Origin of the sequence: Aminobacter aminovorans, assembly GCF_900445235.1 — a bacterium.
Classification (GTDB): Bacteria; Pseudomonadota; Alphaproteobacteria; order Rhizobiales; family Rhizobiaceae; genus Aminobacter; species Aminobacter aminovorans.
The window spans coordinates 300,120-324,082 of the sequence record NZ_UFSM01000002.1 but is presented as its reverse complement, the minus strand read 5'-3'; the positions used below and the strand labels follow the sequence as shown (position 1 = coordinate 324,082).

Here is a 23,963-nt window from a genome sequence, read left to right as displayed (position 1 = left end):
GAGCGAGCAGTCTCAGCGACGCTCGCTCCGTCTCAACCATAGAACGTTGGCCACGTCTCTCTAAGGTTGCCCATTCAGCAGGGACGCAGACCGGTTCCGTTCTGCGAACTCAGGTGATCCGACCGCGCGCTGCCACCGGCTCGGCCCGGACGTAATACTCTCCCCTGACGAGATGTACGCAATCTACCATGTTGCTGACGACACAGGCGTGGTTGGGGATGATGCGCAGGAACTCGCCCACCGAAGGCATCGGCTCGCTGCCATATTCGATCCGTCCGTGCTCTTCGTTCAGCGACGTGACAGAGCTGTCGGGCCGGTCCAGTACCATGCCATACCCGCTCATCCCGAAGAGATCGGACGTCAGCACCTTCGTACCGGCATCGACGATCGCGCGGCCTCGCGCGGGCGAACTGACGACGGTCGTCAGCACCGTCAGCGCGCAATCTTCCGGTCCGCAAGCGCCGGCAGTGACAAGCGAGCGATCATTGTAGATGTAGCTGCCCGGCCTGTACTCAGTAAGGCTGGTGTGATGCTTCATTGCGTATAGGTCGGGAGTTCCGCCGCTCGACACAATTTCGGCTTCGATCCCCGCAGAACGAATGATGCCAGCAACACGCTCGAGCCATTCCCCGGCCGCATTGCCCTGGCCGGGAGCCGGGTACGTCATCACGCCGGCGAACCGCAAGCCAGGGGAGCTGGAGATCTGCCGGGCCAGTTCGAGCGCGGCCTCCGGGGCCAGGACGCCACACCGCTGCATGCCGGTATCGCATTCTACCAGGACGCCGAGTTCGCTTTTTCCGTCCGCGAATGTACGCGCAAGGCCGGCAACGACTTCGGCGCTATCGGCAACCACAGAAAGGCGGCACCGTTCGGCGAGATGCCTCAGCCGCTCAAGCTTGCGATGGCCGACAATGTTGTAGGAAATGAGGATGTCGTCGATTCCCGCATCGGCCATGACCTCGGCTTCGCCGATCTTCTGCGCCGTGACGCCAACCGCCCCTGCCGCCAGTTGGGCGTGCGCGAGCAGCGGCAATTTGTGCGTTTTGATGTGGGGTCGGACAGTTACGCCGAGCTTGTCACACTGCTCCTGGCAGCGCCTGATGTTCCGTTCGACGACATCGAGGTCGATCAGCACCGCGGGCGTTTCGACAACGTCGCGCCAGCGCAGCGGCCCGGCATCCGGCAGTAACGGCGGCGTAGCGATCATTCTTTTCCGTCCAAGGATTTGACGTTGCGCAGATAGTCGAGAACCATTTCGGTCATATGCTGCAGGCGCACCTTTTCCGCACCCTGTCCCAACAGATCACGGTTGAAGACCACGCCGAGGGTCCAGCGATTGGCCAGGAAGAAATAGCCCAGGCCGACGATCGAGATGTATAGTTCGACGACATCGACGTTTGACCGAAAAATGCCCTGCTCCTGGCCGCGGCTGATCAACTCGCTCAGGCGCCGCGACAAGGGTGTAAACATGTTGCGGATGCTCTCCGATCGCTCAAGGTGCTGGGCCTTCATCAGATTTTCGGAGTTCACCAGCACGATGAACTCAGGATGATCGACGAAGTACTGGTATGTGTGCGCGATGAGCTCGCGGATGCCGTCTACCGGCTCGAATTCGTCCAGAACCAGGGCTTCGTTCTGCGAGCGAAGCTCCTGGTAGATGTCTTCCAGGACGGCTACGAATAGATCATCCTTCGAACTGAAGTAGTGGTAGAGAACGCCCTTGCTCATGCCCGTGCGGGTGGCGATCCGATCCGTGCGTGCGCCATCGTAGCCGTTTTCGGCAAATTCCTCGCGAGCTGCCTCGATGATCACAAGCCTGGTGCGCTCGGGGTCGCGCTTTCTTGCCTCCGCAGGCTTGGCTTCGCTGGTGGAGCCGTGAGTACGCATTGCTGCCATTATATCCGCTCCTTGGTATCGGCTGCGAAGAGGTGGAGGTTGGTCGGGTCGAAGACGAGCCCGACACGCTCTCCTTGCACGAGATGCTGGCGGATCCGCGATTGTACCGTCCACTTCTCGGGTCCAACTGAAAGAATGACGTTGGTTTCACACCCCGTATGCTCGACCAGATCAACCGTCCCCGTGAGCCCAGCGCCCTCTGGAGAGACAACTTCCAGATGTTGCGGGCGCACCCCGGCCACAACCTCCTTGTGAGCTGACGGCGGAATGTTGGCAAGCTCGATCGGACCGGAGCCGGCATGGAATTCGAGCTTGGCTGATCCACCTCCGGCCGAAAGCGTTGCGCTGCCCAGGTTGATCGTCGGCGAGCCGAGGAAGCCGGCAACGAAGACATTTGCCGGCTTGTCGAAAAGCTCGAGTGGTGTACCCACCTGCTCGACCTTGCCGCGGTTCATGACAACGATCCGGTCGGCCATGGTCATCGCCTCGATCTGGTCGTGCGTGACATAGATGGACGTTGCGCCCAGCGACTTGTGCAATTGGCGCAGCTCGATGCGCATGTGATGCCTGAGTTTCGCGTCGAGATTGCTCAGCGGCTCATCGAAAAGGAAGGCCCGCGGCTCCCGTACCATCGCCCTGCCCATCGCGACGCGTTGACGCTGCCCGCCGGAAAGGGCGCGTGGTTGGCGGTCAAGAAGCGCGTCGAGATGCAGTGTGTTTGCCACACCTGCGACGGAACGGCCAATATCATCCTGGCTGGCGCCCCGCAGCTTCAGGGGAAAGCCGATGTTCTGCGCGGTCGTCATATGCGGATAGAGCGCATAGGTCTGAAAGACCATCGCCAAATCGCGCCGCTGCGGGCCAACGTCGTTCACCACCTCGCCGTCAATGGCGATGGTCCCTCCCGAGATCGATTCCAACCCGGCGATCATCCGGAGGAGCGTGGACTTGCCGCACCCTGACGGACCTACCAGGACGACGAATTCTCGATCCTCGATTGAGATATGGACATCGTCGATGATCGTGACCGAGCCATATTGCTTGCGGATGTTGGTGAGATTGATGGAAGCCACTTAGCTCCTCCTACTTGACCCCACCAAGCGCCATTCCCCCAATGAGGTAGCGCTGGATGGTTGCAAAGACGATTGCGACAGGCACCGACGCAAGCAACGTCGCGGCCATGATGAGATGCCATTCAATTTGGTAGAGAGTGCCGGTCAGGAACGCGATCTGAACCGGCGCGGTCTGCTGGCTGACCTGGCGCAACAGCGTCAACGACATCGCATACTCGTTCCAGGAATTGACGAAGGTGAAGATTGCCGTGACGACAATCCCGGGAAGGCACAACGGCAGGAAGACGCGGATGAAGGCACTGAACCGGCCGGCGCCGTCCATCCACGCGGCCTCTTCGAGATCCTTCGGAATGGTCGCGAAGTAGCTCTGCAGCATCCAGACGGCAAATGCCATGAAGAAGGCGCTGTGCGCGATGATCACCGACAGCAGGCTGTTGACCAGGCCGAAATAGGCAAACATCCGGAACAGACCAATGATCAGAACGATCGGCGAGATCATCTGGGTGATGAGCAGGTAATTGGTCAGTGCGCCCTTGGCTGGAACCCGCATCCGGGTGAGCGCATAGGCGGCTGGTATGGCCACCGCGAGGGACAAAACGGTGGCCCCGATGCTGATGGCAAGTGAGTTTGCCAATGCCCGTCCAAATCCCTTCTCGAAAATGAGCTCGGCAAAATTGCCCAGATAGAACTCGCGCGGCAGCCAGGTCCGATGGAAGGTGAATATCTCGTCCTTCTGCTTCAGCGACGTCGACAGCATCGTCGCGTAGGGAAAGAGTACGACCAGGAGGAAGGGTGAAAGCAGCGCCCAGCAAACGAGACTCTTCTTTGCTTTAGACATCGTTGCGAGCCCCCTGCGCTTTTGTCAGAAACAGGTACACAACGGCGAAGACCAACAGCATCGCGAACATGACCACGGAACCGGCCGCTGCGTTGCCAAGCTTTCCGAAAGCGAAGGCCTGTTTGTAGACATAGGTGATCAGAATGTCGGTCCGGTTGGCGGGGCCGCCATTGGTCATGATCCAGATGATCGGGAATGAATTGAAAACATAGATGACGTTGAGGACGAGCGCGATCTGCATGAACGGCCACAGCAGCGGCATCGTAATGAAGTAGAAACTCTTGGTCGACGACGCGCCGTCGATGGCAGACGCCTCGTAGAGGGACTCCGGGATGGACGTCAGCCCGCCGAGGAGGATCGTCACGGTGAACGGCACCGACACCAAAATTCCGACCAGTATCTCAAGGAGGAACGCCGTCCTGGCGTCGGCCAACCATGGATAGTTTTCGAATGGCAGGCCGAGGGCGGCCAGTGTCATGTTGAGAGTGCCGAAATCTCCGTTGACGACATAGCGCCATACAACCGCCGTCATCGCCAGCGAAATGGCCCAAGGCAGCAGCACGATTGTCCGTGCGATTGTCCGGCCATAGAAATCCTCATTGAGGATCAAGGCAATCGGCACAGAGACCAGCAGTGTTCCGCCTACGACGGCGACGGTCCAGACAAGGGTCTGGCGTGCAGCCTGCAGAAAAACAGGGTCGGCGAAGGCCTTGGCAAAATTGGCCAGACCAGTGAAATCGCGGACAACGCCAGTACGACTTACGTCAAAGAGCGACATACGGATCACGTCGAATATCGGATAGCCGATCACGGCGACCGAAAGCAGCAGACAGGGTGCAATCAGGATCAGCGCGAAGGCCGGACCCGGTAGCCCCGTCTTGCTCCACCGGCCCGCGCTTGCGGCGCTTCTGGGGGCGGTCATCTCAATTCCCGGCATACGCGCTTTACCTTTGAGGAAGAGCGGTGGCGTGGTCGTCACGCCACCTGAGTAGAATGGATCGCCTGCGGGCGACGATTTCAGGACTTATTCTTCTTCGGCCAGGATCGCATCCATCTTTGCAGCCGCCTGCTTCAGGCCTTCCTCGGCCGAAACCTCGCCGGCGTAAATCCTGGACAGCTCGGACTTGAGGCCGTCCGCCATCTCTTCCCAACGCGGGAACAGCGGTGCGAACTTTGCCGTCGGTCCCATTTCGAGGAACACCGACATCTTCGGGTTCTCGGTGAAGAAGGGCTCGGTCGATTCCGCCTTCAGGACAGGCACGAAGCCTTCGAGCTTGCCGAATTCAAGCCTGTTTTCCTTGCTGAAGATGAACTCCAGGAACTTCATCGCCTGTGGTTTCACCTTCGAGGATTCCAGGACGGCGATGGTATCGGTGACGCCATAGGTCGCCTCGGTCGTTGCGACCGGAATTCGGCTGATGCCGTACTCGACATCCTTGCCCTGTTCGGCGAGCTGCGCATTGAACCACGGACCCGACAGGACCATGCCCATCTTTCCGGCGGCGAAGAGGTTCTGCAGGTCCTCGCGGCTGGAACCGGTAACGCCCGGCTGGGTGACATTCGCCTTGATCATGCGCAGATAATTGTTGGTCGCTGTCACGGCCTCAGGCGAAGCGAACCCGCTCTTGCCGTCCGGCCCCAGAATGCTGCCGCCATGCGTCCAGAGGCTGTAGAACCAATAACCTTCGGTATCGAGGTCCCTGCCCTGGACGCCGATGCCATAGACCCCGTCGCCCAGCGCATCGATCTTCTTGGCTGCCTCGAATGCCTCGTCCCAGGTTGCCGGCGGGTTTGCGATCCCCGCCTGCTCGAGCAACTTCTTGTTGTAGAACAGCCCACGTGCGGATGCCGCAATCGGCAGCCCCCAGGTATGGTCACCCTGCTTCTGCAGATCGAGATAGGTTGGCACAAAGCTATCGGCGAAGCCGGGTGACATCAGGCCTTCGATCGGGGCGAGCGCCCCGTCCTTGGCAAATCCCGCCATCCAGCGCGTCGCCATGTGCGAGACATCAGGGGCGGTACCGGCAGAAATGTCGCTCACCAGCTGCTGCTGCATCTCCGGCCAGGGCAGGTGCTCGACCGTGACCTCGATATCGGGATTCGCCGCGTTGAACTTTGCCGCCAGATCCTGAAAGAACGGACCGGTCTTGGTGCTGTATTCTGCGACGCGGACCCGAACGGTGTCCTTTGCCCAGGCACTGCCGGAATGCAGCAGCGCAGTTGCAGTGGCCGTGCTGACGATCAGCGCGGCCCAAAACTTCTTACCCATCAGAGCCTCCCAAATGGTGCTGTAAGTTGTCGGATGACGCACCCATCTGGAATGAAAACGGGGTCATTGTCAATATTGACTGACTGGTCAGTATGTGCTTTTCATCGTGCAGACGATCACCCAACGCAGCACGATCCGGAGCCTGAGCACCGGCTCGATACGGGAACCCTACTGGAGACGAGTACTCGCCAATGGCACGACGAACAGTTCTACAAGGCGGCCATGTCCTGGCCTTCGGCGGCGCACCCGGAACCGTTACCGACATCGCCATCGCCGACTGTCGCATTGTCGCTATCGGCACCGGCTTATCGCGTCCGGACGATATCGTCGTGGACGCGCGAGAAGCAATCGTTTTGCCAGCGCTGACCGACATCCACACCCATATCTACTGGGGCGCCACCTCTCTGGGCGTCCGGCCCGAACTGGTTGCGCATCGGTCCGCGACAGGAACCTTCGTCGACGCCGGTTCGGCCGGGGCAGGAAATTTCGAAGGCCTGAAAACGTTCATCTTCGAGCCACTGCCTTTCCACGCCTTTGCCTTTCTCAACATCTCGTTTCCGGGAATCTTCGGCTTCTCGAAGCGTGTCATGGTGGGCGAATGCTGCGACATGCGTCTCGTCGACGCCGAAAGCTGCATAGAAGCCGCGCAGGCCTATCCAGAGCAAATCGTCGGCATCAAGGTGCGGGCCGGCCGCAAAGCTTCCGGCGAAAACGGTGGCGCAGCTCTCGAAGTTGCGCTCAAGGTGGCCGAGCGGCTCAACCTGCCGGTCATGTGCCACGTCGACCTCGACCCTCCTTCCATCGAGGAGGTCCTGCAGCGGCTACGCCCCGGTGACATCATCACCCATTGCTGCCGCCCGGATCCGAATGCCGCCACCGAAAATGGCCGCGTCCGCGATGCGGTATGGCGGGCTCGCGAGAGCGGCGTACACTTCGACATCGGCCATGGCATGGGTGGATTTTCCTTCCGCGTCTGCCGCGAGATGCTGGCTGAAGGCTTCGTGCCCGACCTGATCAGTTCGGACATCCATTCCCTTTCGGTCAACGGTCCTGCCTACGACCTTCTGACCACGATCAACAAGATGATTGCGCTCGGCGTCGACCAGACGACGGCTCTGGCCGCAGGCAGCGCCAACCCGGCGAAAATGATCGGCCGTCCCGACCTCGGCCGTATCGCTGTCGGCGACGAAGCCAATGTTGCCGTGCTGAAATGGCGGGACGAACCCTGGACCTTCAGGGACGCGGCCGGCGAAGGCCTCGACGTTTCGACAAGACTGGTGTGCGATCGCCTCATCGTCAAGGGTCGCCAGATCGACCCGGCGGGCGGCAGCCACCCCATGCAATCCCAGTAAGAATCCAAGCGGAACAATGACGATGGAACACAGCGTAGTTCTGGCGCACCATTTCATAGCGGGCAAGTGGACGCCTTCACACAGCGGCAAGACTTTCGAAGCGCGATCGCCTTACGACGACAAGCTCCTGGCAGTGCTTGCCGAGGGTGACCGCTCGGACGCGCAGGATGCTATCAAGGCGGCTGAAGCCGGTCATAAAGCGTTGTCGAAAATGTCGGCATGGGACCGGTCACGCCTCTGCAACCGCGTCGCCGACATCATCGACAAGCGCCGCGACGAACTGGCGCTCACGCTCGCACGCGAACAAGGCAAGCCGCTGGCGTCAGAGGCCTATGGCGAGGTCGATGCGGCCGCCACCGGTTTCCGGGAAGCTGGCGAACTGATCAAGTGGCTCGAAGGCGAGTTCATCCCGGTCGAGACACCTGGCAAACGGGCGATAAGCTTTCGCCAAGCGCGTGGCGTCTACGCGATCGTCACGCCTTGGAATTTCCCGATCAACATTCCCGTCGAGTATCTCGCGCCCTGCCTCGCCGCAGGCAACGCGGTGGTGTGGGTGCCCGCCCCAACGACCTCTCTTTGTGCCGTCAAGCTGATGGAATGCATTGTGGAGGCTGGCCTTCCCGACGGGGCGGTAAACCTTGTCCTCGGCCCAGGCGCGGTTGTCGGCGACGAGATCGTCGCCAATCCCGGCACGCATGGGATCGGTTTCACCGGCAGCCCACAGACCGGTAGCGCCATTGCAAAGCGTGGTGCCGGCAAGCCGATGCTGCTGGAACTCGGCGGCAACGGACCCGTCGTCGTGCTCGATGATGCAGATCTGGATCGTGCGGCACAGGCCGCCGCCTTTGGCTGCTTCTTCAATGCCGGACAGGTCTGCGCCGCCACCGGCCGAATTCTCGTCACCGAAAAGAACCACGACGCTTTGGCTGCCCGCATCGCAGGCATTGCGGAGAAGATCCGCCTTGGCGATCCGCTTCTCGCTGAAACGACGATGGGGCCGCTGAACAACCCCCAGGTAATAGCCAAGGTCGAACAACATGTGGCAGACGGATTGTCCCGCGGGGCCGACATCCTCACCGGTGGAAAGAAAGGGGCGGGTCTGCTGTACCACCCCACGGTCATGGGGCGCGTCGACCGCCAGGCCCTGCTCAACACATCCGAGACCTTCGGACCCGTAGCGCCGCTGGTGGTTTGTGCTGATGACGCCGACCTGCTCGATACGGCCAACGCTTCGTCGCACGGACTTGCGGCAAGCGTGTTCACCCGCGATCTGAGCCGCGCCTTTTCATTCGGCGAGAAATTGCGTGCCGGTCTCGTCAACATCAACAGCCCGAGTTGCTACTGGGAGCTGCACCTGCCGTTTGGCGGAGCATCGGGCAAGGCCAGCGGGCTGGGCCGCCTTGGCGGTAAGCACACGCTGCGCGAAGTCACCGACGTCAAGACGATCACCTTCGACATCAGCTGAGAGGCGGATCGGGCGGCGTCGGTCGCCCGGTTCGCAGACCACCAATAAAGAACATGGCGGCTTCGCGCCGCCCGCAAACATACCCCGTTTCCCGGGGGCCGAACACAATCCAATCGCAGCGAGGAACGATGCGACTTTGTAGCTATTTCCATAATGGCCGAGCCGGATATGGCGTGGTGGCGGACGACCGCATCCGCGACATCAGCAGCGTCCTTGGCGACCGCTTTCCGACGCTCGCCAATCTCCTCGCCGAGCAAGACTTCGTGACCATCTGCAGGCAGGCGATCGACCGCAGCGCCGAGCTTCCGCTGGCTGGCATTGAGCTGCAAGCGCCAATTCCCAACCCTGGAAAGATCATCTGTGTAGGGTTGAACTATCACGACCACATGGTCGAAACACGCCATACGCCGACACAGCATCCGACCTTGTTTGCCCGCTTCGCCGACTCCCAATGCGCGCATGGCGAGCCGATGTTGATGCCATCGGTGTCCACCCAGTTCGACTTCGAGGCGGAACTCGCCGTCATCATCGGCAGAAGCGGCCGCAACATCCCTGCGGATGCCGCTTTGGATCATGTCGCCGGATACTCATGCTACAACGATGGTTCGGTTCGCGACTGGCAGACTCACACCTCACAGTTCCTGCCGGGCAAAAACTTCCCCGCAACCGGTGCCTTCGGGCCGTTCCTGGTCACATCAGACGAGATCCCCGACCCACAGGATCTGGCCATCAGTTGCCGGTTGAACGGCGAGACTGTCCAAGCGGCGCGTACCAGCCAGATGATCCATTCTGTAGCGCAGTTGATCGCCTACATCTCGAGCATCACCCCACTATCGCCCGGCGACGTGATTGTGACAGGCACACCCGGAGGGGTCGGCTTCGCCCGCGTGCCGCCCCTCTTCATGAAGGAAGGTGACCTGGTCGAAGTCGACATCGAAGGTGTCGGCCTGCTGCACAACCGGATTGCGCGTGAAACCATCCAAAGCGCCTAGCGGCAATGCGCGTGGGCATTGTGCTTGCCTCGTCGGTCAGATTTGCACTTTGCGAGGGGCACGTTCGTTTGTTTCAGACCAGACGGCGACAGGCCCGTCTGGCATTTCATTTTCAGGAGAGACACCATGGGCGAAGTGATTGAATTTCCGTCTGGCGGCTACCGTTTCATAAAAGGCGTATCGCAATATTCGGGCGGCGTGGCGGCATTGCCGGGCTTTCGCCTGGAACGGGTACGCTTTACCCATCCCCTGCCTCTGAAGGAAGGTTTTGTCGAGATCGAGAGGATCATCGCGGCTGCAGATCGTCCCCTCACCTCATTCGCCGCATGCGAACTGCGCTCGCCGGCACCATTTAGCGAAGAGGGTTTTGTTGCCTTCAACAGCAGCTACACGGAGACGCTGAAGGCGTGGGGCTTGCTTGATACCGGCCTCAATCCCGTGGCGCGCAGCAACGTCTGTCCGCAGATCGCTCCGCCGCCGGTTCCGTCGATCTATGCCTTCTCGTTCACGGTGCCCACCGTCGAAGCCACGCCATCCTTTGTCATTTCCGGCTCCGCCGAAGTGCCGGAGGGACATGCGGCCTATCGCGACCACATCATCAGCCGCGGCGATCTCTCTCCCCACGGCTTGCGCACCAAGGCCCAGTTCGTGCTGGAGGAAATGGAACGTCGTGCCGCCACGCTGGGCTTCGGATGGGAAAATGCGACGGCGGTCCAGGTCTACACCGTGCACAATCTCTACCCGTTCCTGGCCGACGAAATCGTCAGGCGCGGGGCTGCGCGCGCCGGCCTGACCTGGCATTACAACAATCCGCCCGTCGTGGATCTGGAATACGAGATGGATCTCCGGGGCGTTGCCGCGGAACATGTCGTCTAAGAGCGCTCGTCGGATGACCATGCGCACTGACATCGGCAGCTATGACTACGTCATCGTCGGGGCCGGCTCGTCCGGTTGCGTTTTGGCAAACCGGCTGAGCGCTGATCCCGGCAAGCGCGTGCTGCTTCTGGAAGCCGGCGGTTCGGACAACTATCACTGGATCCACGTCCCGGTCGGATATCTCTACTGCATGGGCAATCCGCGTACGGACTGGGGCTATCGGACAGCGGCGGAGCCCGGCCTTAACGGCCGCTCCCTCGCTTACCCACGCGGCAAGGTGATGGGCGGCTGCTCGTCCATCAACGGCATGATTTACATGCGCGGCCAGGCCGCCGACTACGATCAATGGCGCCAGCTCGGCAATCCGGGCTGGGGCTGGGACGACGTCCTGCCACTCTTCAGAAAGTCGGAGGACCACCACTCCCTTTCCGGTCAGTTCCACGGCCAGGGCGGCGAACTCAGGGTCGAACGTCAGCGCCTGAGCTGGTCGATCCTTGACGCTGTGCGCGAGGCTGCAGAAGAACTCGGCGTGCCGCAGGTCGAGGATTTCAACGACGGCAACAATTTTGGCTCATCCTATTTCGAGGTGAACCAGAAATCCGGTTTCCGTTTCAATGCCGTGCGCGCCTTCATCAAGCCGGTTCGGCACCGACGGAACCTGACCATCCTCACCCATGCGAAGGCCGAACGCATTCTGTTTTCCGGTCGTCGGGCCACTGGGCTCGAACTGCGCCACGCCGGCAAACCTGCCCATGTGAAGGTAACCCGTGAACTCATCCTGTCAGGCGGTGCTATCGGCACGCCGCAGCTGCTGCAACTGTCGGGCGTGGGGCCAGCCGGCCTGCTTGGACGTCACGGCATCGAAGTCGTGCACCACTTGCCCGGCGTCGGCGAGAACCTCCAGGACCATCTGCAAATCCGGACGGCGTTCAAGGTTTCGGGAACAAAGACGCTCAATGAGCGCCAAGCGAGCCTTGCCGGCAAGGCACTGATCGCGCTCGAATATGCGGTCAAGCGTTCCGGCCCCATGTCCATGGCGCCGAGCCAGCTCGGCATCTTCATGAAGTCGGACGCGCGCTTTTCGACACCCAACATCGAGTTCCATGTCCAACCGCTGTCGCTGGAAGCCTTTGGCCAGCCGCTGCACAGCTTTCCGGCGATCACCGTCTCGGTCTGCAATCTCAGGCCTGAGGCGCGCGGCCATGTGCGCATCGTCTCACCCAGACCCGACGATCATCCAGAAATCGCGCCTAACTATCTCTCTACCGAAGGAGACCGCGAGATTGCGGCTGCGTCGATCACGATCGCCCGCCGGTTGATGGAAACCCGACGAATGGCCCAGTTCCGCCCCGAGGAATTCAAGCCGGGCGCACATATCCAGGCGCCCGACGAACTCGCCCGCGCCGCCGGCGACATCGCCACGACGATCTTCCATCCCGTCGGTACTGCACGAATGGGCAGCGAAGACATGGCGGTGGTCGATCCTCAACTGCGCGTGCGCGGGATCGATGGACTCCGCATTGCCGATTGCTCGATCATGCCGACGATCGTCTCCGGCAACACCCACGCCCCGGCGGTGATGATCGCCGAAAAGGCAGCCCAGTTAATCGCGTGAATCATGGCAATGGACGAAGCTGCGTGACGCGCTGGCGCCAATGGAATTCGGGCGGCGGTGGTCGAGCTACTCCTTCAAATAGGGAGCGCGAGACGAAGCAGTCGTTCAAATGTTTATAGGCCAATTGGCGAAGTTGACCCTCGACTTTCGATGCGCTTGAGTCTGACCGTCGAAGGCGACCTCGCCTCCTGAGCTATACATGTCACGGATGACCTTTTTTGCGCACGTTGAACTCAGCAATAGAACGTGCGGCCACGGGGAAGCCCCCAAGCGCCAAGGACGGCTCTTCGGCGAAAGGACACCTCGCCAACTCCGAAGAAGCTAATGCGACTGCAACGAAGCCGAGCCAATTCGCCTTTCATAAAGGATCTTCACGCCAAGCGAAGAGCGGGGCTGAGAGGACGGATCAACCGCTCGTCGGCGCTGGTCTTGCGATTGGCTGCGCCACGCTCGACGCCGGAAATTCCACGATGAAACACGCCCCACCCTCCGGCACCCTTTCATAGCGTACGGACCCTCGGTGGTGAGTAGCGATCTGGCGGACCAAGGATAGTCCAAGCCCCCAGCCGCCCTTGCTCTCGCTTCGTCCCGTCGGACGGTAGAACGGTTCGAAGACCCGTGTGCCCTCGCCGTCTGGAATGCCCTCGCCATGGTCCTTGACACGCAGGCGCACGATTGCCCCATCGGTCTCGACATCAGCGACCACCGGCGGAGCCCCATGGCACAACGCATTCTGCATCAGATTGCGAACCAGGCGTCTCAGCAACCGCGCATCGCCCGAGATCATGGCGGTCGAACCGGTGACCGCAACGTCGTTGCGCGCACCTTCCTCGGCTGCAAGTGCAAGCATGTCGACGGCTTCCACATGGTCCAGTTTTTGGACATGGTCGAGCCGACTGGCCAACAGAATTTCCTCGACCAGACCGTCGAGTTCCGAGAGGCTGTGCACGATCTCTCGCTTCGTTGCCTGATTGGCCGAACGCTCGTAGAGATCTATGGCCATGCGAAGCCTTGCCAAGGGCGAACGCAGTTCATGGCTGGCATTCGCGAGCAGGGATCGATGCGCGTCGACCAGACGTTCGATGCGATCAGCCGCAATGTTGAAACTGCGAGCGACTGCTGCGACTTCATCGCTGCCACTCGCCGCAACCCGCGTTCCAAGCTCGCCAGTTCCCCAGATTTCCACGCCACGGCGCAGACCCTCCAACCTCAGCGTCAGATGGCGAACCACAGGATAGGCTGCAAGGCCAATAACACCGGCGATGACTGCCAGGTAGCCAAGTGGGTTTCGTCCACCCGGCCCCAAGGGCATGCGTGCCTGTATCGAACGACCATCCACCAATCGAATTACAAACGGCCGTTCGCCATCGTGTGACTGACGCGAGCCGGGCGCGTCGAGTTTGAACGGCTCTCCGGCACTGGCAATCAATTGGTCATGTGAGTTGTAGAGCGCCAGATCGGCTGCGAAAGCGTCCGCAAGCCTGTCAAGCGTGGTCTTGAGCATAGCCGGATCGTCGGTCACCGGGAGCATTGTGGCGATGAATTTGTCACGCCGGCCGCCCCATCCCCGGTCCAACTCGTCCTGCCCCAGCCGGACAAAAAACGCACTCGTGAATGCGACTACTGCCAAGCTCGCCAGCAGCGTAAGGTAAATCTTGAGGAAAAGGCTGTTGCGCACCACAATTTCGCCCCGACTTATTTCTGATCGTCCTGAAAGCGAGCGAAAACATAGCCGGCGCCGCGCACGGTAACGATGCGACGCGGGTGTTTGGGATCATCCTCGATTGCCGCCCTGATCCGAGAAATATGCACATCGATCGAGCGATCGAACGCTTCGAGCTCTTCGCCTTTGACAAGGTCCATCAGTTGCTCGCGCGAAAGCACTCGTCCGGCATTCTCCGCCAGTGTGACGAGAAGATCGAATTGATAGCTGGTCATCGGACAATCGCGGCCATCGATACGGACTGAACGAGAACCGGGATCTATCTCAAGCCGCCCGGATCGAAGGATGCGTGATGCGGCCAGATCGCCGCCACGGCGCCGCCGCAGGATAGCCTTGAGTCGTGCAAGCAGTTCGCGCGGATTAAACGGCTTTGGCAAGTAGTCGTCTGCGCCCAACTCCAGCCCGATAATCCGGTCCGTCTCGTCCCCCTTCGCCGTGAGCATAAGAATGGCCACGTCAGATACGGCGCGCATGCGGCGGCAGACCTCGAAGCCGTCCAGGTCGGGCAGCATGACGTCGAGAATTACCGCGTCTGGCGAACGCCGTTGCACATCGGCGAGGCCGGCATACCCGGTTGCAGCGGTGTGGATAGCGTAGCCATTTCCCGAGAGATAGTCCGCAATCATGGCGGACAGGCGCGTGTCGTCATCGATGATCAGCACCTGTTCCGCCATGGGGCTCTCCGGATTTCAACCTTGCAGTTGAAATCCTACCACCGGCCGTGATCTCCGCGCGCCTTGAAATGCTCCAACATCTTTGCCCTTTGTTCTGGCGTCAGGATTTCCGCTGCATCGACCAGAGTGGCCGTCATTTTCCGCGAGGCGGCATCGATCGCGGCAACGCGCTCACTGCGCAACGTTTCGATCGCAGACCGGTCGATAGTCGGCGCGCCCAGAATATCGGCAGCGGTGTTGCGCGTGTCCCTGAAGTCGTCGAGCATCGGAGTGATCTCATCTCGGGCAGAACCGAAGAGCTCCCTCAGCTTCTTCGACTGTTCCGGCGTGGCATCGATATCCTCCATCATATGCTCCATCCGGCGCTCCGAGAAGCCACCTCGGCCCATCGAAGCACCCATCATCTGGTGCCCCTGGCCAAAATGCGGCATTCCGTGCCCATCTCCGAAGTCGCCACTGTTGGCCACAGCAAGTCCAATGCCGGCGACTGCTGCGGCAGCAAGGCCGCCGATGACGATGCGCCGTCCCCAGCCACGCGACCCAGTTGCCGTTTTCGGAGCCGATGGGGGCTGCATATTCTGCTTGTCGTTGTCCATGATCGCTTCCTTGGTTAGGCGGCACTTGCAGCCGCGATAACGCCAAACTGGAGGACCAACGTTTCTCGAGTGACGGGGGAGTGTAAAGAAATGTGAAGGTGCCTCCCTGTCATCTGGGGTTCCAACTACGCTTTTGACCTGGCGCCGAAGCCCCTTGGCAGCAAAGGCGGTAGTCACATGCTCAATCGCTCTTTCCATCGGCAACGCTAAACGGCTTGCCGAAAGTGAAGCTCAATGAGCTTTCCCCCTCCGTCAGAAGGCACCGCAATCGCCGCCAATCAGTTCATCGGCAACCGCCTTCTGCTCATCTTTCAGCACAGAGTAGAGCCCCTCCGTCGCGGGCTTCATGGCTTTCATTGACTCCAGCATGGCCTCCATGCCTGAGATTCGTGCATCCATGCGCTCCGGCGCAGTCCCCGTGCCCATGGTCTTCGCTATGCCCTCATGCATGCCCTGCATGAGTTCGACGCGCTCCGTAACCGCAGTCGCATAGGCGTCCCATGCCGGCTGCTGATCTGCGGTGATGTTCAGTTCACCCCTGAGGTAAGCTAGGCGCCCCTCGACCATGGCGCCCATCTTCGGCTGGCGACCCATCAGGCCGCCAAACCTGCCTTCGCCCCATCCGCCCTGGCCCATGCGTCCGTGTCCCATCATGCCAACGGTCGGGCACCCGCCGCCCATCATTCCCATCATGCCTTGTTGGGATTGGGCATGAGACGGCGAGACGAATGCGGCTCCAATTGCAATCACGACTGCGGCATTGGCGAAGAACTTTGTCATCTGACATCCCTTCGCACCGCGCTATCCGGGTGCTCTTGAAGAGATTGAGCTCCCTGCAGTGACTTGTCGCTGATCTGGATCAACGAAAATGTCGATAGCTTCCTCTGCAGCATCGCGCCACCGCGGTTCGACCGGCTTGAGCGACTTTGGAAACGCTGAACCGGAGTGGCAGCGTCGAACGCCAGGCCGACGAGTGAAGCACCTGACGAGCTTAACGGACCATATAAGCGCCCAGCTCATCGCCTCCATCATCCGCATCTCAGCTATGCTCATCAAGCCGCTCTGCAAAGCTGCGCGCGTAGCCAGCCTGTGAGCAGGCAATGGTCCTGGTTCAGCCATTCCCGGCAATCGTCCCAAATCGGGTGCCGGATTGCTGTTTCGGCGAAATCGGGCATTCATCCGAGCACGGGGATCCCAGGCGTGCTAGAGTTAAATTGTTGTGTCCGATGCCGCTATTTGCCGGCTGAGGCTTTTTCCTCCGATCAGCGTGGCCTGAGGCTGCTCCCCTGAGCGGCACTTTCCCGTTTCCAAGTACGCAACTCGCCTAACCAGGAGAACCGCACATGTTGCTGCCCAAAGGTACAGTCGTTGCCGTCGCCGATGGCGAAAAGATCAATCTGTTTCGCAACACGGGGGACGAGGCAGGTCTGAAGCTCGTCGCAATGCCCCACCAAGCTGTCACTGCAGACGCAGGTACGAGCATGGGACGGCAAGCAAGCGCTGCCAACCCCGACCATGGTCAGGCTGGAGAGGATCAGTTTTCAGCGGGAATTGTCCAGCATCTCAATCAGCAGGCGCTGAGCGGTGAGATCGAGCATGTGGTGATCGTGGCAGCGCCCCGCGCTCTTGGCGAGATGCGCAAACATTACCACAAGGCGCTGTCCGCCATCCTTCTGGGCGAGATTGCGAAAGACCTGACAGGGCATTCGCAGGCGGATGTCGAGAAAGCACTTGCGGGCGGATGATTATTTGGGAAACCGCCCAGGGGGGGCATCCGGTCGATACCTAGAAGGCTCGACGAGGGCCCAATCGAAATCCCGTTCGAAAGCAGGCCGGCCATGGCGTCCTTGATCGTGTGGTCGCCTGACGCCTGCGAACTGCGCGACAGTTATCCTACAATGGAACGCACCGGATGATGAATGCGATCGTGCCAATCAGCGCAATCCCAAGCAGATTAAGGCCGGCGAACCAACGCCATCATAGCATCCGTGATATCGGCCGATCGGGCCGTGGCTGCGCTCGAGGCACTGACATTGTTATGCCGAATTGAACCGGATCACACCTCGTTCCCGACGTCGACCCGCCAGATGCGAATTCTCCACTGGGCTGCTGAGCCCATTATGTGAGCGATGCCCGACATCGTGCATAATTTGTCTTTTGGCTGCGTCGTTGACGCAAACATCCAAACGAATGTAATGATGTACGTAACTCAAATATGGAAGTCGCAATGCGCCCCACGGTCCATGACGTCGCCCACGCAGCCGGCGTCAGCCTCGCAACGGTCGATCGTGTCATTAATGGCCGGGAAGGTGTTCGGGCCTCGACAGTGCAGCGCGTGGAAGCAGTCATTCGACAGCTTGGCTTCGTCCGCAACCAGGCGGCGGCCAATCTGGCCAAGGGCCGCGTCTACCGCATCGTCTTCATCATACCCGAAGGCGCAAACACCTTCATGCGCAGGCTCGAGAGCGAAGCGCGCGAAGCCGGTCGCCAGATGGCGCCAGACGGCATCGAACTTTGCGTCGTCACGGCGCCCGCCTTTGACGGGCAGGCACTGGCCGACATCCTCAACGGGCTGGACCCCAACGAGATTGGCGGCGTGGCGTTGGTCGCAACCGAAGCGCCGCCGGTGCGTCAGGCATTGGCGCGGCTGCATAGCGCGAATGTTCCCGTTGTCACCCTTGTCTCCGATGCGCCGTCCTTTCAGCGCCATCGCTATGTAGGCATCGATAATGTCGCGGCGGGACGCACGGCGGCGAGCCTGCTCGGGCGCTTCCTGCGCGGCGTGAGCGGCAAGATCGCGCTGGTCGCCGGCTCCATGCTGGTGCGCGACCATGTGGAGCGCCGCATGGGTTTCGATCAGGTCATCCGCACCGAGTATCCCAATCTGGAAGCGCTGCCGGTGGTCGAGGGTCGGGACGACCGAACCTCGACACGGCGCATCGTGGAGGAGTGCCTGGATCGCGACCCGGATATTGTCGGCCTTTACAATATCGGCGCGGGCAATCTCGGTCTGATCGAAGCATTGTCCGAACGGCCAGCCGAAAGGCGTCCGATGGTGGTGGCGCACGAACTGAGCGTCCATACGCGAGCCGCGTTGGAAAGCGGCTTGTTCCACGCCATCATCAATCAGGATGCCGGCCATGAGGTCCGCAGCGCCATTCGGACGCTCCGTTCGCTGACCGATCAGCGGACCCTCATTGAGGGGCAGGAGCATATTCGTATCGAGGTATACCTGCGCGACAATCTCCCCTGATCGGCGGATTCTTGGCTGCGCCCTCTGGCGTGCTCGATCATTCCTGATATACGTACATCAGAAAATGCAGAAATGGGGCCGAACAGGACATGACCACCGGATTTTTTGGTGACATCAAGCCGATCCAGTACGAGGGGCCGGACTCTGCAAGTCCCTTGGCCTATCGCTTCTATAACAAGGACGAGCTGGTACTCGGCCAGCGCATGGAGGACCATCTGCGCTTTGCCGTTGCCTACTGGCATTCTTTTGCCTGGGAAGGCGGCGACCCCTTCGGCGGCCAAACGTTTGACCGTCCCTGGTTTGGCCCCACCATGGAACACGCCAAACTGAAAGCAGATGTTGCTTTCGAAATGTTTTCGTTGCTCGGCACGCCTTACTACTGTTTTCATGATGCTGACGTACGTCCCGAAGGCGACAGCTTCGCCGAAAGCAAGGACCGGCTCGACGAGATCGTCGACATTTTTGCAGAGAAGCAGGCCAAGAGCGGCGTGAAGCTGCTCTGGGGCACTGCCAATATGTTCTCGAACCGGCGCTGGATGGGGGGCGCTGCGACGAACCCTGATCCTGACGTCTTTGCTTATGCGGCAGCCACGGTTAAGGCCTGCTTGGATGCCACCATGAAGCTTGGCGGCGAAAACTATGTTCTCTGGGGCGGGCGCGAAGGTTACGAGACGCTGCTCAACACTGACCTTAAGCAGGAGCGCTTGCAGGCCGGCCGCTTCCTCTCGATGGTCGTCAACTATAAAAAGAAGATCGGCTTCAAGGGGACTATCCTGATCGAGCCGAAGCCGCAGGAACCGACCAAGCACCAATACGACTATGACGTCGCGACGGTATATGGTTTCCTGAAAGACTTCGGACTGGAGAACGAGGTCAAGGTCAATATCGAGCAAGGCCACGCGATACTCGCCGGCCACTCGTTCGAGCACGAATTGGCGTTGGCCGGCTCGCTTGGCATCCTTGGTTCGATCGACATGAACCGCAACGACTATCAGTCGGGCTGGGACACAGATCAGTTCCCGAACAACGTGCCGGAAATGGCGCTGGCCTATTATCATATCCTCCAGGCCGGTGGCCTGAAGACGGGCGGCACCAATTTCGATGCCAAGGTTCGCCGCCAATCGCTCGATCCGCAGGATTTGCTGATCGCCCATATCGGCGGCATGGACGCTTGCGCCCGCGGCCTCAAGGCTGCGGCGCGCATGATCGAGGACAAGGCTCTCTCAGGGCCTTTGGCCGAGCGCTATTCCGGCTGGAAGACCGCCGAGGGTGAGGCCATGCTGTCGGGCAAGCGCACGCTTGAGGAAGTGGCCGAGCGCGTCGTCAAGGAGAGGATTCAGCCGCAGCCCAAGTCCGGCCGACAGGAACTGCTCGAAAACACCGTCAACCGCTACGTGTAAGGTGCAATCGACGGTGTCACACGCGCGTATGCGAGCTGGCGGCATGGAAGGTGAAGGTGGGTCGCAGGCTTTAGGATGGCATCAATTCCGCTCGCAGGGTGAACTGGGCATGCTGTCCCAATCTGGAGCGACGTTTCGGCGCGAGCGCGCCACGGGAGGAAGTTCATGAAGACGATCAAGGGCCCGGCCATTTTCCTGGCGCAGTTCGCCGGCGACGCAGCGCCGTTCAACTCGTTCGACTCAATCTGCAAATGGGCGTCTGACCTTGGTTACAAGGGTGTCCAGATTCCGACCTGGGATGCGCGGCTGATCGATCTGAACAAGGCGTCAGGCTCCAAGGGTTATTGCGACGAGATCAAAGGCGTCGCCGCCTCGCATGGTCTGGAAGTGACGGAGCTCTCAACCCACCTGCAGGGTCAGCTGGTTGCGGTTCATCCCGCCTATGACGCCGCGTTTGACGGTTTTGCGGCCCCGGAGGTTCGTGGCAATCCGAAGGCGCGTCAGGAATGGGCGGTTGACCAGGTCAAGCGCGCACTGCGCGCCTCCAGGCATATGGGGATCAAGGCCCACGCCACCTTCTCGGGCGCGCTCGCCTGGCCCTATGTCTATCCCTGGCCGCAGCGTCCGGCCGGTTTGGTCGAGGCCGCGTTCGATGAGTTGGCCAAGCGCTGGACCCCGCTGCTCGACTATGCCGACGATAATGGCGTTGACGTCTGCTACGAAATCCACCCGGGTGAAGACCTGCACGATGGCGTCTCCTTTGAGATGTTCCTCGAACGCGTCAACAACCACGCCCGCGCCAACCTGCTCTATGATCCCTCGCATTTCGTTCTGCAGCAACTCGACTATCTCGACTACATCGACATCTATCACGACCGTATTCGCATGTTTCACGTCAAGGACGCCGAGTTCAACCCGACGGGTCGGCAGGGGGTCTATGGCGGCTTCCAGAGCTGGGTCAACCGCGCTGGACGCTTCCGCTCGCTGGGCGACGGCCAGGTCGATTTCGGTTCGATCTTTTCCAAGCTGACCGCCAACGATTTCGACGGCTGGGCGGTGCTGGAATGGGAATGCGCGTTGAAGCATCCCGAGGACGGCGCGCGCGAAGGCGCCGATTTCATCAAGGCGCATATCATCCGCGTCACCGAACACGCCTTTGACGATTTCGCCAATGCCGGCACCGACGACGCCGCAAATCGCAAGATGCTCGGCCTGAGCTGAGGGGAACGCGACATGGCAATTGAAGCAAGCAAGAAAGAAGCTGGCGCCGGCCGCATTCGCCTGGGCATGGTTGGTGGCGGACAGGGCGCTTTCATCGGCGCTATCCACCGCATGGCCGCGCGGCTCGACGACCAGTATGAACTGGTCGCCGGCGCGCTGTCGTCCAGCGTCGAAAAGGCGAAGGCCTCGGCTGCCGATCTCGGCCTTCCCACCGACCGATCCTACGGTTCGTTTGAAGAAATGGCCAAAGCGGAGGCTGCCCGCCCTGATGGCATCGAGGCCGTCTCCATCGTGACGCCGAACCACATGCACGCGCCTGCTGCCAAAGCCTTCCTTGAGGCTGGTATCCATGTGATCTGCGACAAGCCCATCACCACCACGGTCAAGGAGGCCGAAGAACTCGCCGCGCTGGTGAAGAAGTCGGGCAAGCTGTTTGTATTGACTCACAATTACACCGGCTATCCGATGATACGGCAGGCGCGCGAAATGGTCGCCAATGGCGATCTCGGCGAAATCCGCGTCGTGCAGGCAGAATACCCGCAGGACTGGCTGACCGAGCCCGCGGAACGCTTAGGCTCCAAACAGGCCGAATGGCGCACCGACCCCAAGCGCTCCGGTGCTGGCGGTGCGATCGGAGATATCGGCACCCACGCCTATAACCTGGCAGCCTTCGTCACCGGGCTGAAGAGCGAACAGGTGCTGGCGCAACTGACCTCCTTCGTCGAGGGCCGCACTCTCGACGACGACGTGCAAATCCTGCTTCGTTATCATGGAGGCGCGCGCGGCATGCTGTGGGCAAGCCAGGTGGCTGTCGGCAACGAAAACGGTCTGAAGTTGCGCGTCTACGGTACAAAGGGCGGCCTGGAATGGACGCAGGCCGACCCGAACTATCTCTGGTTCACGCCCTTCGGCAAGCCGAAGCAGTTTTTCACCCGTGCCGGGTCCGGCGCGGGCCCCGCTGCGACCCGCGTCACGCGCATTCCGAGCGGCCACCCCGAAGGCTATCTCGAAGGTTTCGCCACCATCTACGCAGAAGCAGCCCGCGCCATCCGCGCAGCGCGCGAAGGCAATAAGCCCGACGCCGATGTAATTTACCCGACCGTTGACGACGGCATTGACGGTATGAAGTTCATCGAAGCCTCCGTCGCTTCATCAAAAGCCGGCAACGTGTGGACAAAGATCGGATGACCATGTCCGTCGTCTCTCCGTCGCAGGGCCACAAGGGCTTCATGGCCGGACATGGGCTGGCTAAGACGTTTGGTGGTGTTGAGGTTCTGAAGGACATCTCACTGGATATCCGCTCCGGTGAAGTGCACGCCATCATCGGCGAGAACGGCGCAGGCAAATCCACCCTGCTGAAGATCCTCGCGGGCCATCTTGCGCCGACGCGCGGATCACTCACCATTGACGGCGAGACCGTCGCCTTCAGCGGACCGGTGGACGCCGAGCATCGTGGCATCGTGCTGGTGCATCAGGAAATCCTGCTGGCGCCGGACCTGACGGTGGCGCAGAATATTTATCTTGGTCGCGAGATCAAAAAGGGCTTGAGCGTCGACGACAAGGCCATGAATGCGGGTGCGGCCAAGGCCGTGCGCAACCTAGGCGCCAATATCGATCCGAAAACCGTCGTCGGCCGCCTTTCGATCGCCCAGCGCCAATTGGTGCAGATTGCCCGCGCGCTTTTGGTGCCGCACCGGCTGGTCATTTTCGATGAGCCGACGGCGTCGCTGACGCCGATTGAAACCGATGCGCTGCTCAAGGTGATTTCAGATATCCGCAAATCGGGTGCGGCGGTCCTCTACATTTCCCACCGCCTGCCGGAAGTGAAGACCTTGGCCGACCGTGTCACCGTGCTGCGCGACGGCAAGCTGGTCACCACTCGTGACGCAGCCGGCCTTGAACCGCTCGACATGGCGCAGTTGATGGTGGGCCGCGACGTGTCCAAGCTATATCCCGATCATGTCGCGCCTGAGGGCGAGGACTATGTCCTCGAAGTCGAGAACATGGATGTGCCCGGTTATGCCCGCAACGCCTCGTTCAAACTGAGGCGCGGCGAGATCCTCGGCTTCGCCGGCCTTGTCGGCGCCGGGCGTACCGAATTGATGGAGGGCATCGTCGGCCTGCGTCCCGCAAAGGGCACGATCCGTCTGAACGGAAGGCCGGTTTCCTTCGCCAATGCCAGGCAAAGCATGAAGGCGGGCCTCGTCTATCTTTCCGAAGATCGCAAGGGCAAAGGCTTGCTGCTGCAAGAGGCCCTCGGCGTGAACCTGACGCTGGCCGGCCTGAAGAAATTCGTGCGCGGCATGATGCTTGACCGCAAGGCTGAACGCGCCGCTCTCGATCAGGCGATCGCCGAATTCGACATTCGCACCCGCAACAAGGACCTGCTGGCCGGCCAGCTTTCCGGCGGCAACCAGCAGAAACTGCTCATCGCCAAGATGATGCTGCTGAAGCCCAACATCGTCATCATCGACGAGCCGACGCGCGGCATCGACATCGGCACCAAAGAGCAGATCTACATGTTCATCGCTGACCTCGCCCGGCAGGGCAAGTCGGTGATCGTGGTCTCTTCCGAAATGCCAGAACTGATCGGCGTCTCTGACCGCATCGTTGTGATGCGCGAGGGCGTGATCGCCGATGAGGTGAGCGGCAAACACATGAACGAGCGAGAGATCGTCGTGCTTGCGACGGGCGTAAAACCTTCTGAGGCGGCTTGAGAC

General features: G+C 60.7%; 21 protein-coding genes. 11 read left to right on the top strand and 10 right to left on the bottom strand.

Annotated elements, in window-relative coordinates; all coding sequences use genetic code 11:
• Positions 1-109: 109 nt before the first annotated feature.
• From DY201_RS26085 to DY201_RS26060, 6 genes are read right to left on the bottom strand one after another with little or no spacing between them, the layout of a single operon-like run.
• Positions 110-1,207 (bottom strand): D-TA family PLP-dependent enzyme, encoded by a 1,098-nt coding sequence (locus DY201_RS26085; protein WP_115734221.1) that lies wholly within the window; start codon positions 1,205-1,207, stop codon positions 110-112.
• Positions 1,204-1,896 carry a TetR/AcrR family transcriptional regulator gene (locus DY201_RS26080; protein ID WP_245432175.1) on the bottom strand — a complete coding sequence of 231 codons (693 nt, stop codon included), beginning with the start codon at positions 1,894-1,896 and terminating at the stop codon, positions 1,204-1,206. The genes DY201_RS26085 and DY201_RS26080 overlap by 4 nt, the downstream gene beginning before the upstream one ends.
• Complete coding sequence (locus DY201_RS26075; protein ID WP_115734220.1) at positions 1,896-2,969, bottom strand: ABC transporter ATP-binding protein; 1,074 nt, start codon at positions 2,967-2,969, stop codon at positions 1,896-1,898. Before DY201_RS26075 ends, DY201_RS26080 begins: the two co-directional genes overlap by 1 nt.
• A 10-nt stretch (positions 2,970-2,979) precedes the next feature.
• The gene (locus tag DY201_RS26070) at positions 2,980-3,807 is read right to left on the bottom strand and encodes a carbohydrate ABC transporter permease (protein WP_115734219.1); all 828 of its coding nucleotides are present in this window, start codon (positions 3,805-3,807) and stop codon (positions 2,980-2,982) included.
• The gene (locus DY201_RS26065) at positions 3,800-4,786 is read right to left on the bottom strand and encodes a carbohydrate ABC transporter permease (RefSeq protein ID WP_245432174.1); all 987 of its coding nucleotides are present in this window, start codon (positions 4,784-4,786) and stop codon (positions 3,800-3,802) included. The genes DY201_RS26070 and DY201_RS26065 overlap by 8 nt, the downstream gene beginning before the upstream one ends.
• 45 nt (positions 4,787-4,831) lie before the next feature.
• Positions 4,832-6,076 (bottom strand): ABC transporter substrate-binding protein, encoded by a 1,245-nt coding sequence (locus DY201_RS26060; RefSeq protein ID WP_115734217.1) that lies wholly within the window; start codon positions 6,074-6,076, stop codon positions 4,832-4,834.
• A gap of 191 nt (positions 6,077-6,267) precedes the next feature.
• Between DY201_RS26060 and DY201_RS26055 the strand changes: the two genes are divergently transcribed.
• The 5 genes from DY201_RS26055 to DY201_RS26035 all read left to right on the top strand — a co-directional run bounded on the left by DY201_RS26055 (position 6,268) and on the right by DY201_RS26035 (position 12,376).
• Positions 6,268-7,428, top strand: coding sequence for an amidohydrolase family protein (locus DY201_RS26055; protein ID WP_115734216.1), 1,161 nt, complete (start codon positions 6,268-6,270; stop codon positions 7,426-7,428).
• 22 nt (positions 7,429-7,450) lie between these two features.
• The gene (locus DY201_RS26050) at positions 7,451-8,893 is read left to right on the top strand and encodes an aldehyde dehydrogenase family protein (RefSeq protein WP_115734324.1); all 1,443 of its coding nucleotides are present in this window, start codon (positions 7,451-7,453) and stop codon (positions 8,891-8,893) included.
• 128 nt (positions 8,894-9,021) lie between these two features.
• The gene (locus DY201_RS26045; protein WP_115734215.1) at positions 9,022-9,885 is read left to right on the top strand and encodes a fumarylacetoacetate hydrolase family protein; all 864 of its coding nucleotides are present in this window, start codon (positions 9,022-9,024) and stop codon (positions 9,883-9,885) included.
• A gap of 126 nt (positions 9,886-10,011) precedes the next feature.
• Complete coding sequence (gene cnbZ / locus DY201_RS26040; protein WP_115734214.1) at positions 10,012-10,761, top strand: 2-amino-5-chloromuconate deaminase CnbZ; 750 nt, start codon at positions 10,012-10,014, stop codon at positions 10,759-10,761.
• Positions 10,762-10,774: 13 nt separating this feature from the next.
• Positions 10,775-12,376, top strand: coding sequence for a GMC family oxidoreductase (locus DY201_RS26035; protein ID WP_115734213.1), 1,602 nt, complete (start codon positions 10,775-10,777; stop codon positions 12,374-12,376).
• A gap of 406 nt (positions 12,377-12,782) precedes the next feature.
• Here the strand turns inward: DY201_RS26035 and DY201_RS26030 are convergent, their stop codons facing one another.
• The 4 genes from DY201_RS26030 to DY201_RS26015 form a co-directional block, all read right to left on the bottom strand.
• Positions 12,783-14,054: a sensor histidine kinase gene (locus DY201_RS26030; RefSeq protein WP_115734212.1), complete on the bottom strand. Its 1,272-nt coding sequence runs from the start codon at positions 14,052-14,054 to the stop codon at positions 12,783-12,785.
• 17 nt (positions 14,055-14,071) lie between these two features.
• The gene (locus DY201_RS26025) at positions 14,072-14,773 is read right to left on the bottom strand and encodes a response regulator (protein ID WP_115734211.1); all 702 of its coding nucleotides are present in this window, start codon (positions 14,771-14,773) and stop codon (positions 14,072-14,074) included.
• A gap of 35 nt (positions 14,774-14,808) precedes the next feature.
• Positions 14,809-15,369: a Spy/CpxP family protein refolding chaperone gene (locus tag DY201_RS26020; RefSeq protein ID WP_115734210.1), complete on the bottom strand. Its 561-nt coding sequence runs from the start codon at positions 15,367-15,369 to the stop codon at positions 14,809-14,811.
• Positions 15,370-15,621: 252 nt separating this feature from the next.
• Positions 15,622-16,149 (bottom strand): Spy/CpxP family protein refolding chaperone, encoded by a 528-nt coding sequence (locus DY201_RS26015; protein WP_115734209.1) that lies wholly within the window; start codon positions 16,147-16,149, stop codon positions 15,622-15,624.
• A gap of 563 nt (positions 16,150-16,712) precedes the next feature.
• Here DY201_RS26015 and DY201_RS26010 point away from each other — a divergent pair.
• The 6 genes from DY201_RS26010 to DY201_RS25985 all read left to right on the top strand — a co-directional run bounded on the left by DY201_RS26010 (position 16,713) and on the right by DY201_RS25985 (position 23,960).
• Positions 16,713-17,114 (top strand): host attachment family protein, encoded by a 402-nt coding sequence (locus tag DY201_RS26010; RefSeq protein ID WP_115734208.1) that lies wholly within the window; start codon positions 16,713-16,715, stop codon positions 17,112-17,114.
• Positions 17,115-17,596: 482 nt separating this feature from the next.
• A complete protein-coding gene (locus DY201_RS26005) occupies positions 17,597-18,622 on the top strand; it encodes a LacI family DNA-binding transcriptional regulator (protein ID WP_115734323.1) in 1,026 nt (341 codons plus the stop codon).
• A gap of 89 nt (positions 18,623-18,711) precedes the next feature.
• On the top strand, positions 18,712-20,022 hold the full coding sequence (gene xylA, locus DY201_RS26000; RefSeq protein WP_115734207.1) for a xylose isomerase: 1,311 nt from the start codon (positions 18,712-18,714) through the stop codon (positions 20,020-20,022).
• 165 nt (positions 20,023-20,187) lie between these two features.
• Positions 20,188-21,243 carry a sugar phosphate isomerase/epimerase family protein gene (locus DY201_RS25995; RefSeq protein ID WP_115734206.1) on the top strand — a complete coding sequence of 352 codons (1,056 nt, stop codon included), beginning with the start codon at positions 20,188-20,190 and terminating at the stop codon, positions 21,241-21,243.
• A 12-nt stretch (positions 21,244-21,255) separates the two neighbouring features.
• Positions 21,256-22,431 (top strand): Gfo/Idh/MocA family protein, encoded by a 1,176-nt coding sequence (locus DY201_RS25990; protein ID WP_115734205.1) that lies wholly within the window; start codon positions 21,256-21,258, stop codon positions 22,429-22,431.
• On the top strand, positions 22,428-23,960 hold the full coding sequence (locus DY201_RS25985; protein ID WP_115734204.1) for a sugar ABC transporter ATP-binding protein: 1,533 nt from the start codon (positions 22,428-22,430) through the stop codon (positions 23,958-23,960). Before DY201_RS25990 ends, DY201_RS25985 begins: the two co-directional genes overlap by 4 nt.
• Positions 23,961-23,963 lie beyond the last annotated feature (3 nt).

What these genes read in the sequence shown, in the direction of transcription:
- DY201_RS26045 (WP_115734215.1), top strand. Translation starts at nt 9,022, where the DNA reads ATGCGACTTTGTAGCTATTTCCATAATGGCCGAGCCGGATATGGCGTG.
- DY201_RS26025 (WP_115734211.1), bottom strand. Translation starts at nt 14,773, where the DNA reads ATGGCGGAACAGGTGCTGATCATCGATGACGACACGCGCCTGTCCGCC.
- DY201_RS26060 (WP_115734217.1), bottom strand. Translation starts at nt 6,076, where the DNA reads ATGGGTAAGAAGTTTTGGGCCGCGCTGATCGTCAGCACGGCCACTGCA.
- DY201_RS26050 (WP_115734324.1), top strand. Translation starts at nt 7,451, where the DNA reads ATGGAACACAGCGTAGTTCTGGCGCACCATTTCATAGCGGGCAAGTGG.
- DY201_RS26020 (WP_115734210.1), bottom strand. Translation starts at nt 15,369, where the DNA reads ATGGACAACGACAAGCAGAATATGCAGCCCCCATCGGCTCCGAAAACG.
- cnbZ (WP_115734214.1), top strand. Translation starts at nt 10,012, where the DNA reads ATGGGCGAAGTGATTGAATTTCCGTCTGGCGGCTACCGTTTCATAAAA.
- DY201_RS26085 (WP_115734221.1), bottom strand. Translation starts at nt 1,207, where the DNA reads ATGATCGCTACGCCGCCGTTACTGCCGGATGCCGGGCCGCTGCGCTGG.
- DY201_RS26035 (WP_115734213.1), top strand. Translation starts at nt 10,775, where the DNA reads ATGACCATGCGCACTGACATCGGCAGCTATGACTACGTCATCGTCGGG.
- DY201_RS26070 (WP_115734219.1), bottom strand. Translation starts at nt 3,807, where the DNA reads ATGTCTAAAGCAAAGAAGAGTCTCGTTTGCTGGGCGCTGCTTTCACCC.
- DY201_RS26010 (WP_115734208.1), top strand. Translation starts at nt 16,713, where the DNA reads ATGTTGCTGCCCAAAGGTACAGTCGTTGCCGTCGCCGATGGCGAAAAG.
- DY201_RS26015 (WP_115734209.1), bottom strand. Translation starts at nt 16,149, where the DNA reads ATGACAAAGTTCTTCGCCAATGCCGCAGTCGTGATTGCAATTGGAGCC.
- DY201_RS26055 (WP_115734216.1), top strand. Translation starts at nt 6,268, where the DNA reads ATGGCACGACGAACAGTTCTACAAGGCGGCCATGTCCTGGCCTTCGGC.
- xylA (WP_115734207.1), top strand. Translation starts at nt 18,712, where the DNA reads ATGACCACCGGATTTTTTGGTGACATCAAGCCGATCCAGTACGAGGGG.
- DY201_RS25995 (WP_115734206.1), top strand. Translation starts at nt 20,188, where the DNA reads ATGAAGACGATCAAGGGCCCGGCCATTTTCCTGGCGCAGTTCGCCGGC.
- DY201_RS26080 (WP_245432175.1), bottom strand. Translation starts at nt 1,896, where the DNA reads ATGGCAGCAATGCGTACTCACGGCTCCACCAGCGAAGCCAAGCCTGCG.
- DY201_RS25990 (WP_115734205.1), top strand. Translation starts at nt 21,256, where the DNA reads ATGGCAATTGAAGCAAGCAAGAAAGAAGCTGGCGCCGGCCGCATTCGC.
- DY201_RS26005 (WP_115734323.1), top strand. Translation starts at nt 17,597, where the DNA reads ATGCGCCCCACGGTCCATGACGTCGCCCACGCAGCCGGCGTCAGCCTC.
- DY201_RS25985 (WP_115734204.1), top strand. Translation starts at nt 22,428, where the DNA reads ATGACCATGTCCGTCGTCTCTCCGTCGCAGGGCCACAAGGGCTTCATG.